Below are 17519 nucleotides of genomic sequence, written 5' to 3' on the forward strand. Positions count from 1 at the left end.
TGTAATGCCCTACAGGGCTTTTTTTAGCGGAATATTCTTTGTAATTCAAAGTGCTTTATTTATTATGAACGAACGTCTTATACCTCTGAGACTCCTGAAAATCCAGCTGATGGACGGGATGTACCGTCTGGGATTAGTGATGCTGATATTTACGTTGATATTTTTCTGTATAGGAGAGGTGTATCCCCCGAAAGACGGCGATTACATGAGCTGGTTTATCGTGAATCATTTTGTGACCGGCATTTATTTCCTGGCATTAATGCTGAGTGGCAGATTAAGAAAAGGCAGGCAGGGACTACCTTTGATGCTACTGTTCCTGCTCATATCATTGGTGAGCGCCTATTCACTGAACAGGGTGATTCCTGTGTTTGCTGCACACCCTCTTTGGTTTAAACTTACACTTATCTGCTGTGGGGTTAATTATCTGCTATTTGCCTATCAACGTATCCTTCCTATCCCCGTGCGTTGGTTACAGTTTTTTATCCTGGGGATGGCATTTTGCTGTTTCCTGTATTTAGCCATTTATGTACTTCCTTTTACCGGCTATGGGTTGATTGCTTTCTTTTTCTTTGGTATTTCTCTACACGCAATGGTCCCGCTTTTGTTTTGTATCTATACGATCGTTCTATGGAGAAAGAGCCGCCGGGGCAGGCATTTCTATGATACCGGATTTTTTAGTGGGATAGGCACCGTGGTACTAATCGTAGCGATTTATTCATTGATCTGGCGGGTGAATGTAGTGGAAATCGGCAAGTTGTACGCGAATGCAGATAATAAAAACGGACTGCCAGGTTGGGTAAATCTTCTGAAGAATATTCCTACAGGTCCCATTGCGAATCAAGTGCTGGTAGGACGTGCTGCCTATGCAATGCCCGATAGATGGGATGATGGTCCCTCATTAAATCGTTGGAGCGTACGAAACCTGCTACACGATCCCCTGGTAATGACGGCCGCATTTCTGGCAGGGACAGTCGATGTTCCCTGGGATGAACGTGCACATGTACTCGAAGCATTATCTGCCTACAAATATGACGACGAACTGCACCTCTGGGATGATGAAGATCTGAAGACCACACATGTACAGACGGTGGCGCACATATGGCCTGCACTCAGACTAGCCTATACCGAAAAGACGCTCAACATCAGGAACAGGAATAGTGACTGGGAAAACAGACAGGAGGCGATCTATAAATTTCAACTTCCCGAAGGGGCCTTTGTCTCCTCGCTCTCTCTATGGATCAATGGAAAAGAAGAGAAGAGTATCCTCACTACAAAGGCAAAGGCTGATAGTGCCTATACTGACATCGTTGATGTGCAACAAAGAGACCCGTCCGTCGTGCATTGGCGGGAAGGTAACAGCGTGGCCGTCCGCGTGTTCCCTGTATTCGGGGGCGAAGAACGTCAGTTTAAGATTGGCATCACGGCCCCATTGTCCATGGAGCATGGAAAACAGACTTACAGGAACATTGGGTTTGAGGGACCACAGGCCGATGATGCACGTGAAAAGATAGATATCAGTTTTGAGACAGCTCCTGCTGATCTGAACTATTCCAAGGTACTGCATAAAGACAAAGACAACCGGTTGACAGCTACCGGTGAGTACCGAGAGGATTGGGAGTTATCTTTTCATGATGAAGGTCTGAATCATCAGGTATTCAGTAATAATGGTACACTTTATACTGCGGTACCGTACCGTAAAGAAATGGGAAATACAGCTGTCAGAACTATCTATCCGGATGTCAATAGCGCCTGGAGCACCACTGAATGGAATGCTTTGCTGGCGATGTCCCGTCAATTTCAGGTGAAGGTCTGCGTAGACGGTAAGTTTGTGGACGTGACGACTAACAATCAGGAACAGTTATTTGATCAGTTGTCAGCCGATAGATTTAGTATTTTCCCTTTTCATCTGATTCAGGATGCCGCCACATCAATGGTTGTTACTAAAGGCGCAGGTAAATCTCCGCGTATAGCGGATCTGGAACATAGTTCATTTCTGGTTTACCTGAAACAGTGGCTGGGTGAAGGGCACCAGATAATGTTATATAACCTGGGGGGTGAATTATCTCCATATCTGCGTACATTAAAAGAATGCCGCACCTTCCGCTATGGAAAGGGAGATGCAGCTGGATTACGTACATTACTGGATGCACACCAGTTCCCACTGAATATAGAGAATGACGAGCGTATCATCATAGAATCCGCAAAAATGGCCATACTGGCCAACAGCGGTACAGGATCTTCCACAGCGCCTGATCATCTGCAGCGTTTATTTGCTTACAATCATATTATGCATGCCATGGGACCACATCTGCTAACAGGTGGCGAGACCACAGATACATTAGTCGCAGAAGCCAAAGCAGCACATATTGTTACACCGTTGTCCAGTCTGATCGTATTGGAAACGCAGCAGGATTATGAGCGTTTTGATATCAAGGAAAGTAATAACAGTCTGAATAATGCCGGCATGAAAAATAATGGTGCAGTGCCTGAACCGCATGAATGGTTGCTGATAATAGGCGGCATATTACTGATCATCTGGCTGAAATACAGACCGGCGTTCATTAAACGATTTGCATAAATAAAGATATGAGTAAAGGAATATTGCTCTTCCTGCTGAAATTGCTACAGGCCGGAAGATGCTGGCCACTGCTGGTGATGGCCTGTTATGTAGTGGTAATGTTCTATGGTCTCGGACAATATATTCCGTGGAATAGCCCGGCGACGATCTTAGGTGTGCTGGCCCTTTGTATGGTCACCACTTTTAACCGCAGTGAAAAGGGGAGCCTGCGGTTCTTCCTGCCCGCAGTACTGGCGTTGCTGTTATATATGCTGCTGCCAGGTAAGACATTACTTTGTACGGCGGTTGTCTGTGGTATATTGTTCATGGCGGAAGCTTTTTTCGGCAGGGTGAATCTGTTGCCAGGTGTCGTCCTCGTCATCATGTCACCGCTGTTTGAATATGTCTCTAATGTGTTTAGCTTTCCGATCCGGTTACAGCTCACCACCTTAGCAGGTCGCATGATCGGATTAATGGGGCAGGACGTGTACGTGCAGGGTAATATGATCAGCTGTAACGGAAATGAGTTTTCCGTTGATCCGGCTTGCATGGGACTGCAGATGATGGTCACCTCATTATTATGTGGCATCATACTGATCGGCTATTACCAGCGCCAGCAAGGGAAGGAACTACGCTTACCGGTATTATTACCTTTACTCAGTGTATTCCTCCTGCTCAATATCCTATCCAACCTGTTACGAATCATTTTCCTGGTATGGATGCATATACTGCCGGAGACAGCCATGCACGATGTGTCCGGGCTGATGTGTCTGGGGCTGTATGTTATTACGCCGGCCGTATTCCTGTCCCGCTGGACAGTAAGCCGGTATGGCCATGCGGTGCAATCACACAGGAAACAATATGTATTACGTTCTGCTGTGAAGATGTTCCTGCTGAATACGATATTGCCTGTGGCGATGTTGATCAGCTGTATACTGCACTCGCCGCAGGGGGCAAACGGGCAGCTGCCATCACATGTGCCTGCGCTGGCAGGATTTGCTGTGCAACCTTTGCCAGGTAATATTATCCGGTTGCAGAGCGATAGTCTGCTCATTTATATCAAACATATTCCTGCCAGCTATTATACAGAACACCACCCGATGATCTGCTGGAGAGGGAGTGGGTACAACTTTTATAAAGTGCAGGAGACGCCTGTGTCAGGTCATACGATCTATACAGCCCTGTTACAACAGGAGCAGGACGTGTTGTATACCGCCTGGTGGTATGATAATGGGTCGGTAATTACCAATAGCCAGTTACAATGGCGCTGGGATGTGCTTTTCGGAGCGCATCCCTATTCCCTGGTAAATGTGACCGCAGGTACTGAGCAGGAACTGACGGTGGCCGTGCAGGAGATGCTAAATAAGAAAAAGCTGTCCGTCTATTTGTAACCCAGCCGTTTGTCCCCCCTGCTGAAAAATAATTTCCGTAACAAAATGGGTTCTGCTATATTTGTAACCGATCGGTTATATAATGTAATGTCTTCCTTAATAGCTTAAAACCATTTGTTTATGCAAACTGCACCATTTGTCATTGAGCGAACTTACAATGCGCCTGTAGAAAAGGTATGGGCCGCCATTACCGACAAGGACCAGATGAAACAGTGGTACTTCGATATTGCTGATTTCAGGGCGGAGCTGGGGGCCGAATTCTTCTTTTACGGTCTTGGTCCGGAAGGACAACAGTTTAAACATCTTTGTCAGGTAACTGAACTGGAACCCGGCATTAAACTGACCTATAGCTGGCGATATGAAGGTTTCGAAGGCAACTCCTTTGTGACCTTCGAACTATTCCCGGAAGGGGATAAAACCAGGGTTAAACTCACCCATGCAGGGCTGGAGACATTCCCGCAAGAGAATGCCAGCTTCAGAAAGGAGAACTTCATGGCTGGCTGGGAACAACTCATAGGTACTTCTCTGAAGGAATTCGTCGAAAAAGTATAGTGTTAATCGAGCAGTTCATCCAGTTTGGAAAGATTGTCCATAAAGATGGGATGGTGGTAATCATCCAGCTTCTGTAATATCACTACCAGCTGATACTGTTCCAGGGGGCTCAGGTCCCCCAGTATCAGCCGGGAAATTTTATCCATATTCACATACATCCCTGCCAGTAGTTCCCGTCCCTGCTCGCTCACGCGAAGCGCCTTGCTGCGCTTATCTTCACTATGCACGGTCTCTTCCATGTATCCCAGTCTGACCAGCCTTTTAATGATCTCCATCCCCGTCGGTTTTTCATGCCTGTTCTGCTGGATCAGCTCCGTCTTGTTCATGGGCTCATACTGCAGCAGCGAGACCATATATCCGAATTCGTCCATAGACTGTAATGATGTACCTTCCAGGGCTTTCTTAATATATAATTTGGCATAACGGTACATATATACGATCAGTTTACTGACCAGTCCCGGTGTATGCGAATCACCATATCCCTCTTTGGTAAGCGGAGCATCATGAAAGGGAACGGGCGGCAGTTCTTTGGTCTGCAGCCAGGCAATGAAGTCATGGGTGCGCGGTGCTTTCCCCGTGGAATGTTCGTACTCTTCTGCTAATACAATGAGGTCTTTCAGGAATGTATAATCCAACGAAAACTATTTTCAACAATAATAACAAGTTTATCCAGTAAAAGTGGTATAAAAACATTTCATACTTCACTGATAATGATATATAATTGTACTAATTTAGTGTGAAAACATACTGATACCCTAATTGCTTTGCGTTTTATCAACTGAACCCCCCATCGGAATTGAAAAACTTCAAGAATGGAACATTTCGACTACATTATTGCCGGTGCAGGATGCGCTGGAAGAAGCCTGGCTGTACACCTTGCCCATACCCGAAAGCTTGCTGGTAAAGAAATACTCCTGATAGAGGATAGTACTGAAACAACACCCCATCAACCCTGGTGTTTCTGGGAAAAAGATCCCGGCCTGTTCGATGAGATTGTAACTCATTACTGGTCTAAACTCGCTTTTACCGGTAGTGAAGGACAACAGGTCCTCAACATCGCCCCCTATCATTATAAGATGATCCCTGCTGATCAGTTCTATACATTCACCGATAAGATCATTACGGCTGCTCCCAATGTCAGTGTCAGAAAAGGGCTGATCGGGAGCACCTTTCTTACCAGGGGTAAGCCGTCTATTATACTTGACGGGAAACGCCTGACGGCCGACTATGTCTTTAAAGGCGGTATGCCGCCTGTAGCGCCCTGGTCAGCGCATACACTCGTACGGTCTTTCAGAAGCTGGCATGTGGAAGCCGCTATCCCCTGTTTTAATCCCGATGTCGCTACGCTAATGGACTTTAAAGGTGCACCACACCATGACAGCGGTTTCTTCTATACATTACCTTACTCTTCTACGAAGGCAGTGGTGACTTATACGCTTATTGCGGCAAAGGCGGCAGCATCACAACTGTATGACGATGTATTACAACGATACATGCAGCAACAGCTGAAATGCCGGGCATATCGTATCACGAACTCTGAAGCCGGCAATATCCCTATGTACGAGTATCTACGCACGCAGCCCGGTGACAGGATTATCTACCTGGGTGCAGACGTGCACGATATCAGGGCTACCGGTGGATATACGTTCCGCTTCATACAAAGGCACTCGCAGCACATCGCGCGACAGCTGCTTAAAGGCGCCCCCCCCATGGAAGCAGGGAAGGTATTTGACCGGTTCCGCTTCTATGATAGTGTCTTTCTTCGTTTACTCGCACTACCCGGTATATCCGGAAAAGGGCTTTTTTCACGCCTATTCCAGAAGAACCCGCCCACCAGGATACTTAAATTCCTTGATCATGAAACTTCCTGTTGGGAAGAATTGCGTATCTTCACTACACTACACAAACGGGCTTTTGCAACAGAAACATTCAGGAAATTGAAAGGATATATTTCATCCACGGTCAAAAGTTTTTAGTTTTTGAATGCACTACTACACCAGGAATTAAATAGATTGACTGAATTAGCCGCTCTGGCTTGTAATGTACAGGTAGCAACGATCTCTATCAGTGATGATCAACAGCCATCCGCTGTCATTACGAACGCTATTCCTGTTGTTATAACGGAAGCAGACTTCCAGTGCACATACGAGTTACAGACTGATAGCGGCCGTATGCTCGGTACGCTGACCCTTTCCGATAGCCGGTCGTTTCAGTTTGATACCTCGCAGGAACAGATACTCGCGCTTATTATCAAAGAGATCGTCTCTCATATTACAGATCATTATCATTATGAAGAATTGCTGGATAGTGAGCGTAATTTCCGGGCTTTCTTTGAACATTCCCATGGATTGATGTGTACACATGATCTGGATGGCAGGCTGCTCACGGTTAATAATGCCTGTGCGTCCATCCTCGGCTACACATGTGAGGAAATGAAAGGGATGGCCATCGCTGATATCGTACCTGTTCAGTTTCATGAAGATCTCAAAGGTTATCTGCATAAGATCCGTTCGGAAGGGAAAGCCCACGGCATGATGGCGACTATCCATAAGGACCGGTCAATCGGTTCCGTATTATATAACAATGTACTCTTCCGCAGCCTGAAAGGGGAGACTTACGTCATCGGCAACGCTATAGATGTAACGGAAAGGCAGGTACTCGAACGTGACCTTAAACTGACCCGTGAGATCCTGGAACGTACCAGTGAGCTATCCCGTATCGGTGGATGGGAGGCTAATCTTACCACCAACGAATTATTCTGGTCTGACGTTACCAAAGCTATTCATGAAGTACCGGCTTCCTTCCAGCCCACAATGGCGGCTGCCATCGCTTTTTACAAGGAAGGACTTAGCCGGGATATGATCACAGCGGCCCTGCAGAATATTGTGGAATCAGGCATCCCCTGGGACCTGGAATTACAGATTATTACGGCCAAAGGGAAAGAGATCTGGGTCCGGGCTATCAGTAATGCCGAATTTGAAAATGGGGTCTGTAAAAGGCTGTATGGTACCTTTCAGGATATCTCTGCGTCCAAGGAGGCAGAAAGACAGCTGATCTCCCAGAAATCCAGCCTCGCCGCTGCCAAGCAACAGGCCGAACAAGCCAACCTCGCCAAGTCAGAATTCCTGGCGAATATGAGCCATGAGATCCGGACGCCGCTGAACGGGGTGATCGGATTCACAGAACTGCTACTAAAGACAGAACTCAACGAGACACAGCACCAATATCTGTCTATAGTTAATCAGTCAGCCAACGCCCTGCTAAGTATCATCAACGATATTCTCGATTTCTCCAAGATAGAATCCGGTAAACTCGAGCTGGATATTGACAAATATGACCTGTACGAATTCAGTAGCCAGGTCAGTGATATCGTTAGCTATCAGGCGCAGCATAAAGGACTGGAGATGTTACTCAACGTCTCTACCCGCCTGCCCAGGTTTGCCTGGTTTGATGAAGTCCGGTTGAAACAGATCCTGATCAACCTTCTTGGCAATGCCGTAAAATTCACGGGTAATGGAGAAATTGAACTCAAGGTGAGTCCGCTGGAGTTCCTGCCAGATAACAAGACCGGTATCCGCTTTGAAGTCCGCGATACGGGTATCGGTATCAAACCTGAAAAGCAACTGAAGATCTTTGAAGCCTTCCGCCAGGAAGATGCTTCTACCACCAAGAAATATGGTGGTACCGGACTGGGACTGACCATTTCCAACAAACTCCTTGCCCTGATGGGCAGTGAATTGCATATCACCAGTAATGTAGGTACCGGCAGCACCTTTTATTTTGATATCGTTTTGCCTACGGCGGATGCACCCCCTGACGACTGGGAAAGCCTTAGAAGAATTAACAATGTGCTCATTGTAGATGACAATGACAATAACCGCCATATCCTGAAAGAGATGCTGCTGATGAAGGGCATCAACTGCACAGAAGCCCGCAGTGGCTTTGAAACCCTCGAACTGCTCGCAAAGGATGACAGTTATGATGTCATCCTGATGGACTATCACATGCCTTACATGGACGGACTCGCAACTGTCCGGAAGATGCGGCACCACTTTGGCGTCAGGGTCCGCGAACAGGGAATTATCCTGCTGCATAGTTCTTCTGATGATGACCGTCTCGTAAACGCCTGTGAGCAACTGGACATCGCACAGCGGATGGTGAAACCGATCAAGATCCATGAACTATATAATAGTCTCTCTTTACTGATCAAAAAGGAAAAACGGCACAGGCGTCAGCAGGAACAGGTACCCGAACAGTGGATAGGGGGGCGCCTCAATATCCTGATCGTGGAAGACAATCCGGTGAATATGCTGCTTGCCACAACGGTGGTAAAACGTATCGCACATGACGCCCGTATATATGAAGCACAGGATGGTATAGAGGCGATCAGGATCTGTCGTGGTCAGTTACCTGACCTGATCCTGATGGATATACAGATGCCTGTTATGAATGGCTATGAAGCTACCGCCAGGATCCGTGAGATCAGCGGTGGACAGCGTATCCCGATCATTGCCCTGACTGCCGGTAACCTGAAGGGTGAAAGGGAGAAATGTATGGAAGCCGGTATGAATGACTTTATTTCCAAACCCCTGATCCAGGAGAAGCTGTTGGAGCTGTTCCGCAAATGGCTGACTGTGATCCCCGAAGAAGATGATGATCCTATGACCACAGAACAGGAGATCAAGGAAGAACATTTCAATATCGCCACACTGGAGGCTTATCTGTCGGGAGAGGACAAGGCAGTTTTAAAACAATTACTGAAACTGACGATCGACGAACTCAGGGTATCAGTCGCGGACTTACAGATGGCTGCGGCAGCTGTGGACATCCGGAAGCTGAACCGTATCGGACATAAGATACGCGGTACTTCCCAGATAATAGGGCTGGGTAAATTAGCCCGTATTGCCGACCAGCTGGACGGACTGGCCGTGAAACGGGAGCCGGAATTCAGCCAGCTGATGGAAGCCATGCAGACGGAAGCTGCATTGACTATACAGCTGATGGAAGAGCAGATGCAGAAATATGAGGGGAATTAGTCATTAGGAATTGAAAGGCAGCGGAGATAAGATGTTTGATATCGATAGTTTGACTGGAAACAGGGGGCCATAAAGAATGTCGTATTTTTCCAAACAGCGCATCTCCTGGAAGTGTAGCTTTGTATCCGGATAACATTTAAAAAATAGCAAGATGGTAAAATTCGGATATCTTATTCTGACTGTAGAAGATGTAGCAAAGGCAGTGGCTTTTTATGAGGCTTCATTCGGTTTCTTGAAGAAGTTTATCTCTCCTGACAATGATTATGCTGAATTACAAACTGGCGAAACTGCGATTGCCTTTATTTCTAAGGAGCTTGGACGTTCCAATTTAAAGAACGGCTTTATAGAAAGTAGCCTGCAGAATAAACCATTCGGCATTGAATTAGCACTTGTTACTGAAACGGTCGATGAAACTATTCAGCGATCTGTAGAAAACGGTGCTGTGCTGGTAGAAGCGCCGGTGCAAAAGCCATGGGGGCAAACAGTTGCCTACATCCGCGATATCAATGGTTTCCTGATTGAACTCTGTACACCCATGTCCGCATAAGCAAACACTTATCATAATAAAACAGCCGGCTCATTTTTTGAGCCGGCTGTTTTATTATAATGCCGCCACAACTGTAACAGCAGCAGGATTCACATTGTAAGACAGATATCTGCCCAATTCTTAATCCGCAATTACCAATTCCTGCTATCCTCAGTCTGCTGCGTTCACAAACTCATTAAACTTCTTTACATAACTCTTCTTCAACTGCTCCTCCGTATCTGCAAAGAAGTACCCATTATACCCACGGTCCAGCTGAACGAATTTTGTACTTTCCAGTTGCAGTTTCCTGGAATCCATCACGCCGATCAGTTTATCTTTATGAAAGGCCAGGACAGTACGGAATCCAGGAGACGGATCATCTGCAGCGCTTTCGTAGTTATAGTAATTAATGAAGGGAGCTATATTGTCCATAGATTCCAGCTGAAACTGTTTGATAAACGGTTTCATAGTTGCCAGTGTATGCTCCGGATGTTCTTTCAGGTACGCCGCCAGTGCGTTTTCAATAATAGAACCAGGTTTGAGTTTACTTTGTGCAACAGCCGCACGGATGATACCGGTGTTCACACCCTTATCATTTTTGTAGGTTGTCTCGATCTCAACATCCTGCAGCAGTTTTCCGACAGTTTTACCATTAGCTACAATGGGCGTTCCTTTCTTCAGCACAGTGCCTTCCTGTTGAGTGCTTTTGAGTTCAGTAGTCAACAGCGTGGCAGACCATCCCTTGTTCGGAATACCGGCTTCCAGTTCTACGTTGTCATCCACCTGCGCGATAGGTTTGCCGTTGATGCCATCCAGCAGTGTAACGGTACCGGCTGCCCTTTCTCTGAGGATCTTTTCAGGAAGGGTGTTGCCAGCTTCCGGAACAGGTGTTGCCGGTTGAGGCTTATCTTCCTTTACAGGCTTTTCTTCCTGCTGGACAGTGCTGTCTGCGTGTTGTTCGTGCTGCTGGTTCTCAACACAACCAGCCAGCAATAATGCTAACAAAAAGTAGGTATGATTTCTCATGATCGCTAAAATTAATAAATATAAACCTGTTTCAAAGTTTCCCTGCCCATAAATACCGGAAAGTACTGCATTTCTGCTTTCGCCGGATTCAGGTAGTAGTGTCCGGAGTAGCGTGGCAGTAAGGAAATGGTGAAGGTATGTTTACCCGCGGTCAGCTGCGTGCAGAAAATACTCACCTTGTCTTTGAAATGTTCACGATGTACTTCATTATTCAGATTATTCCAGTAGTTAACCTGTGATTTATCCTGATAGGAACAGCCAGCGGGGATAGGGATCTCCACCAGTACATAGTCAGCTGTCTGTTTTGCATCGACCGTTACTTCCAGTTGAATAGGCTGACCCGCCTGTAATGCTTCCTTGCGAAGGAGGCCGTCGGTAAGTACCGCTGTTACATCAAAAAGCCCGGTCTCTTTTTCCGGTTGCCTGTTCCGGAAACGCTGATAGGCGGTGAAATAAACTGGCAGTTTTCCCTGTTTGCTGATCTCGATCTTGCCGGCAGGAAGTGTATCCGTATACGGGAATCGGGTGATGTGTTTACCATTAATAGTGAGGGTTGCAGTGCCCTGAGCGGCATCTTCCATCACATCCGGCAGGATGGTTTCGAGTATCAGTGCCGACTGATAGGTGTTGTTCCAGTGACCATCCTTTCGTTTTTCCAGGAAGTAGTTGCGCATCTTTTGCAATAATGCATCGTGCCCTCCTGCCTGGCGTAGGATCTTATAGACCAGTAAGGTTCTTTCGATACTGTTGCTGAACATTTGCAGGGTGTCTTTGCCCCAGAAGGCATTGCCAAAAACAGTCTGCTGCTGTGTTTTAAGTAATGGGGTTATATTGACCGGTAATGCGGCTTTCTGCTGTAATGCAGTTACCCTGATGGTATCATATCCGTCTTTGTCTGCATGGGCTATAAGCGTGTCTATGTAAGTCTTATAGTCGATCTTTGCTTTCATTGTCGCCAGTACTTCGAGTATGCTGAGCGTATCCACACGGTCACTGGTATTGAGTGCTGTAGTGAAGTAACTGATAGCAGATGATTCCATGGCAGTCTGCACATATCCCTGCTCTTTAGCCATGAGCATTGCTTCCATCACGTGTCTGGTGACCCACGGCGACGGAGCCGCTTTTTTCCACCATCCCCACGCAGCACCTTCTCTGCTTTGTTGCAGCATACCGATGATGGTACGGATGTCCTTGTCTTTTTTAAACGGCTGTCGCTGGAACCCGGCTATTGTCTTCTCCAGCAGGAACGCTTTGAGTTTAGAGGCCAGTTGCTCATTACAGAGGTACCTGTAGTGCTGTACGTGTGCGATTTCATCCATCAATACCGGCAATACTGCTGTTTCCGCGTAAATGGTGACAGGCGTATTTTGTGGCGTGCGATAGGAGAGGGTGGTATCTCCGTTCAGGGCAGCGAATAGTCCGGCAGTTTCTGTTGTTCCCCGGGGGATTATTGGTATTTTCCTGTCTTCGCCATCCAGGTAATTGTCCCTGTTAACCGTGTACTGGATCCGGAGGCTGTCGCCGGACTTTACAGGTAGGAGCAAGGTGTCAATAAGCGCATTGCGGAAGCCGTCGGTGGCTGTCATATACAGACTGTCATTTACGGAGAATTTCCGTTGTACTGTAATGCTGTCAGTCGTATAGTTGATCGTTTTGCCGAATAGCTGTATTGTATCTCCATCTACTGCAAACGCTGGCATAGCAAGTGTGCCACTTAGTGTTTTAAAGGACCGGATCCAAGTCTGATCAATACCTGCCTGACGTTTGCCGCTCATGGCGATGGTCACTGCATTCCATCTGGTAACATCATCCGGGAAGGTGACCGTGAAGGATGTCTTACCATGGGCATCTGTTTTCAGCGCAGGCTGCCAGTAGCCTTCGTCTTTGAAGTTACTGCGAACAGCACTTTCCGGAATGCCGGTTGGAAGCTCCGCTGCGGACGGTAGCATAAAAGTATCCGGAAGTACAGGCTTTGGTAGTCTCATATGGTGAGCACCGTCCAATGATCCGGGATCGGCAATGATCTTCACACCTGCGGCTTTACCATACAATGCGGTTGCAAAATTTGTACTTATGCTCTCTGATGAGATAGTACTGATTGCATATCCGAGCGGCTTTTGTTCTCTTCTTATGCCCAGGGCGGTGACAACCACTTCATTCATCCTCAATTCGTTAGCAAGCATTCTTATCAGGAGGAGATCTTCTCCGTTCAATTGTTGCTCGACAGTTTTAAATCCTACGTAGGAGAATCTCAACGTGCTTCCGGCAGGTGCGGCGATTGAGAAGTCGCCGTTTTCATCCGTGAAGGTTGCCAAACTTGTTCCTTTTACAATCACCGGAACACCAATCAATGGTTCATTGTTGTCGTCGACTATTGTCCCCGTTACAACGTTCTTTCTATTGTCCGCGCCGGCTTTTAACCGGTCATAACGTAACAACAGCAGCTTGTGCATATCCTTATCGCTGGAAGGATCATATCTTACTGCTTGGCGCAGCTCCGCATCAAGATGTTTACTTTCCTTGTTAGGAGGATGGATCCGTAACGAGTCAAACCGGTAGTAATGTAAATAACCTTGTTTTACAGCTAAATGATCGAGTTGTACATAACTGTTGTCTTTCAGGAGGATGAGTAATCTGTAATAGCCTGTATTGATGCCCACAAATTTCCGTTGCACTGGACTCAGCATATACTTCTGCATGATGTCATGCTCGTTAAACAGGAAAAATTTTTGTATCCTGTTTTTCAATGTGTCTTCGTATTTCGCCAGGTCTATCTCAAGGTTATTCTCTCCGTTACTGCCGTTACGACGTTCAAACTGGTCAAGCCGGGCCAGTTCTTTATTTTCCTGTTCTCTTGTCAGGCTGTCAATAAGCGTTTCAGTCAGCACTTCATCAGAAAAATCTGTGTCATGGGTATTGTGGGACATGCGATACAGTCTATTTAAAGCCCGGGTCTGTTCCTTTTCTTTGATCACGCCGTCGTGGATATTGAATACGTAACCACGTTCCCTTTCGAACAACTGTGTGAAATGACCTTTTGCTTTGAGCATTGCCGGCGCCGCTATCATCGGACCAATCAGCAGTTCCTTACCATCGGTACCTGGGGTACTGCTGATATAATTGACATTGTATAATTTATTGCCTTGTTCGATATACACATGATCCTTATCGAACGTATTCTGTAACTGCAGCATATACCGGTTCACCATATCAAGTTCCTCTTTAGTGAGTGTATCAGGCATTGGGGTAATAGTGTATGCTTTCTCCTGTACCGCACTATCCACGCTGATAAATGATTTTACGCCCTTGGGTATATCCAGCTCAAAGCTGATCAGCTGGTGTTTTGTACGCATTTTTATAGCATGATGTCCTGCCTTGACCCGGAAGCTGTAAGGCGGCGCTGGTCTGGACATGCTGTAATATACAGGTACCTCATCAACATACAGGATGTGTACAGATTGCATACTACCACGCGCAAACACAAATGGCGCCATCTGCGTAATGCTATCTTTTGCCGGCTGTGTAGTGGTAAACAGCGGCGAAGGATGGGTAAAACGGAAGAACAGCATGCTGTCCAGTCCCATTCTGCGTCCATACTTCTCCCACTCCAGCGCCAGTTGCTTATTACCATAGGTATTACGACTCGCTGTAAGTGATAATTCACCATAAAACTTTAATCGCTTCAATGGTAATGAGAAGGTGGGTATATTGGGTGTATTGTTATCAAATTTACTGGTGTAGGCATAAGCCGTAATATCAGCGTTGGCTACCGGCTTGAGGTATTTATCCTTTACATCGATATTAATCGTGGTGGTTTGCCCGGGGAAGACGCTTGCCGGTATGTCTGTTGATACATGCAGCATGCCGCCTGGATCTGTCAGGAAGGCCGTTCTTTTAATGACTTTTCCTCCCCATACATATTGTACGTACACATGATATTGCTGGTGATGCTTTGTAGACGCCTGCCAGTCAAAAGACCTGTCATATCCGCGGAGCAATGTCTTACGACCTTTCACTACCGTGTACCAGAATGGTAGTTGTAACGGGTTCTCAATATGTAAGCTGGCGGTATCGTTAGACCAGTTTGTGTGTAGTCTTACTCCATCGTCTGCATCGCTGAGGTCATATCTGTTTCTGGCGTCCTGACCCGGGATGAGATAGAAGGATGAACGTGGATTGATCTTTATTGCCGCAGGTAGCGTAGTATGATGTCGCTCAATTGTATCAAACGGACTAATGATACCGTATATCCACACCCGTACTGATTGCTGCCCTTCATCTTTAGCGGTGATGTACAGGGTATCTTTTTTTGCGGCAAAACTATACCTGTTGTTGTTGTAGCTGTATTCGGCCTGCAGTGTTTGTGTCTTCCGCTCATTATTGCTATTGGTGAAAGTGCAGGATATCTCGTAGGTGAGGTCAGCCGCGGGGAAAATGGAATCCGGCAGCGTGATCTTTGTTTCTCCGATCTTGTCCATAGGACCGCTGTATTCCCAGAGCGTTTTTGGAATGAACACATCCTGTCCGTAAAATTTCGTGATCCCTGTTTTTTCCACTTTCAGTTGTAGCTGTCCATCCATTACGGGCAGTTTATTCTCATCCGTGGCCTTGCAATACACAGAGAGTGGTTCACCGCTATAATGGACTTTTTTATCCGTTCTTGCTTCAAATGTCAGTTGCTGTAGTTCATAATCTTCCAGTTTAAAACTACTTTGAAGATATACGCTACGTTTGCTGGCATATTCATCATCGCTCAGGGTGCCCTCATATGTAGAAAGGTCGTATTTACGACTGCCTAATGTCTCAAGGGATATGCTGTAGTCCCTGTCGATCCTGAGATTCATTTCGGGAGACAGTACAAACTGATAGTTATAACTGCCGGGATTTGCGGGAGAAAGTGTCGTGAGGATAGTGTCGACGTCATATGAATAGTCCATCAGCCTTACCAGTACCTGTTTATTTACAGGAGCGCCTTTCCTGTTGCTCAGAAAAGCTTTGAGCCGTACAGTATCTCCTGGCTTATATATCGGTTTGCTGTATACCACATAGCTGCCGTACCTGTTCCTTAGCGTATAATTATCCCGTTCTCTCCTGTGAAATAATGTAACGTAGCGGACCTTGTTAAAAAGCCTTGCCGGGAGGTGTTCACGGTAGCGGCTAACACGTTCGAGGTTGGCGCAGGTCAATATTCCCTGATACCTGACCTGCAATATACCGGGTTGGCTGTATTTTTCCAGCATCCATGATTGTGCCGCCGGATTGTAATGCAGCCTGCGTTTACCGACGCGCACATCTGCATCCCTGATGAGATCTCCCTTGAGATCGTGTAGCAGGATGATCAGATCTCTGCCGTTGTTCATGCTTTTTATCAGCACATTCCCGGCGTGCCTGAAGCTTGTTTGCAGCATGTCATTCTCTGCATATACCTGCAGGTAGTTTCCGGGGGGAAGGTTATTGTGGGGTTGGCCGTCATGCAGTACAGAATCTTTCAGTGTATGCAGATAAGAACCATTGACAGTATTAACACCATATTTATAAATACGGCATGTTTCTTTGTCGTTCAGCTCATATAAGTACTCATAAATGCTGGAACGACGGGCTTCCGATAGCGGACGTTGGGCTGTTGCAGACAAACAGGCTAGCAACAGTAACAACAGTGTTACTGGTTTCAAAGGCAAGGAATTAAATATAAGGTTAGGTATAGTCCCGGCGGCTAAGATAGGAGAAATATAGATATCTTAATTTTATCAGCTAACTTTGACAGATCAAATTGGATCAATGCACCTGTTTATAAAAAATATGGTTTGTAATCGCTGTATCCTCGTGGTACAGCAGGAACTGGAGAAACTGGATATACCTTACGCGAACATTCAGCTGGGAGATGTGGAGCTACAACAGGTGCCTGCACCTCAGCAGCTCGATGCACTGGGTAAGCAACTGGAGGCATTGGGGTTTGAGTTACTGGATGATAAGAAAAGCGCGCTCATAGAAAAGATAAAGACGACTATCATCCGCCTGATACACGGGAGTGATAATGAAGCGCTGAATACGAAGTTGTCCGTTATATTGCAGGAAGCATTAGCAGTTGATTATCATTATCTTTCAACGTTGTTCTCTTCTACAGAAGGCCTGACGATAGAGAAATACGTCATTCTGCAGCGTATTGAAAGAGTGAAGGAGCTCTTACAGTATGACGAAATGAACCTGAGTGAAATTGCCGACGATATGGGCTATAGCAGTGTGCAGCACTTGTCCCAGCAGTTTAAGAAGATCACGGGCATGACGCCTACGGGTTACCGCCAGCTGAAACAGAATGACCGGAAGCCACTTGATCAGGTATGAACACATCCCGTCATAATTATATACATATTCCCCATTATTGTATAACAATCCCCATCTGATGCCGTTGTAACTTTGTCAAAAGTTTGGAC

General features: G+C 46.4%; 10 protein-coding genes. 7 read left to right on the forward strand and 3 right to left on the reverse strand.

Features of this window, described 5'->3' with window-relative positions; all coding sequences use genetic code 11:
• The first annotated feature begins 64 nt into the window (after positions 1-64).
• The 3 genes from GWR21_RS00305 to GWR21_RS00315 all read left to right on the forward strand — a co-directional run bounded on the left by GWR21_RS00305 (position 65) and on the right by GWR21_RS00315 (position 4500).
• Positions 65-2578 carry an XrtN system VIT domain-containing protein gene (locus tag GWR21_RS00305; RefSeq protein ID WP_162329791.1) on the forward strand — a complete coding sequence of 838 codons (2514 nt, stop codon included), beginning with the start codon at positions 65-67 and terminating at the stop codon, positions 2576-2578.
• Positions 2579-2586: 8 nt separating this feature from the next.
• On the forward strand, positions 2587-3948 hold the full coding sequence (gene xrtN / locus GWR21_RS00310; RefSeq protein WP_162329792.1) for an exosortase N: 1362 nt from the start codon (positions 2587-2589) through the stop codon (positions 3946-3948).
• A 120-nt stretch (positions 3949-4068) separates the two neighbouring features.
• Positions 4069-4500, forward strand: coding sequence for an SRPBCC family protein (locus GWR21_RS00315; protein ID WP_162329793.1), 432 nt, complete (start codon positions 4069-4071; stop codon positions 4498-4500).
• A gap of 2 nt (positions 4501-4502) precedes the next feature.
• On the opposite strand, the gene GWR21_RS00320 is transcribed toward GWR21_RS00315, so the two are convergent.
• Positions 4503-5135, reverse strand: a complete 633-nt coding sequence (locus GWR21_RS00320) for a MarR family winged helix-turn-helix transcriptional regulator (RefSeq protein WP_162329794.1) — start codon at positions 5133-5135, stop codon at positions 4503-4505.
• 177 nt (positions 5136-5312) lie between these two features.
• Between GWR21_RS00320 and GWR21_RS00325 the strand changes: the two genes are divergently transcribed.
• The 3 genes from GWR21_RS00325 (at position 5313) to GWR21_RS00335 (ending at position 10083) form a co-directional block, all read left to right on the forward strand.
• Complete coding sequence (locus GWR21_RS00325) at positions 5313-6476, forward strand: lycopene cyclase family protein (RefSeq protein WP_162329795.1); 1164 nt, start codon at positions 5313-5315, stop codon at positions 6474-6476.
• Positions 6477-6479: 3 nt separating this feature from the next.
• Positions 6480-9536: a response regulator gene (locus GWR21_RS00330; protein ID WP_162329796.1), complete on the forward strand. Its 3057-nt coding sequence runs from the start codon at positions 6480-6482 to the stop codon at positions 9534-9536.
• A 151-nt stretch (positions 9537-9687) separates the two neighbouring features.
• On the forward strand, positions 9688-10083 hold the full coding sequence (locus GWR21_RS00335; RefSeq protein ID WP_162329797.1) for a VOC family protein: 396 nt from the start codon (positions 9688-9690) through the stop codon (positions 10081-10083).
• Between the two features lie 150 nt (positions 10084-10233).
• Here GWR21_RS00335 and GWR21_RS00340 read toward each other — a convergent pair whose 3' ends face one another.
• Both GWR21_RS00340 and GWR21_RS00345 read right to left on the reverse strand, forming a co-directional pair.
• Positions 10234-11088, reverse strand: coding sequence for a hypothetical protein (locus tag GWR21_RS00340; RefSeq protein WP_162329798.1), 855 nt, complete (start codon positions 11086-11088; stop codon positions 10234-10236).
• An 11-nt stretch (positions 11089-11099) separates the two neighbouring features.
• Positions 11100-16760, reverse strand: a complete 5661-nt coding sequence (locus GWR21_RS00345; protein ID WP_162329799.1) for a carboxypeptidase-like regulatory domain-containing protein — start codon at positions 16758-16760, stop codon at positions 11100-11102.
• Between the two features lie 127 nt (positions 16761-16887).
• Between GWR21_RS00345 and GWR21_RS00350 the strand changes: the two genes are divergently transcribed.
• Positions 16888-17430: a helix-turn-helix domain-containing protein gene (locus GWR21_RS00350; RefSeq protein ID WP_317165767.1), complete on the forward strand. Its 543-nt coding sequence runs from the start codon at positions 16888-16890 to the stop codon at positions 17428-17430.
• Positions 17431-17519 lie beyond the last annotated feature (89 nt).

This window comes from Chitinophaga agri (genome assembly GCF_010093065.1).
Lineage (GTDB): Bacteria > Bacteroidota > Bacteroidia > Chitinophagales > Chitinophagaceae > Chitinophaga > Chitinophaga agri.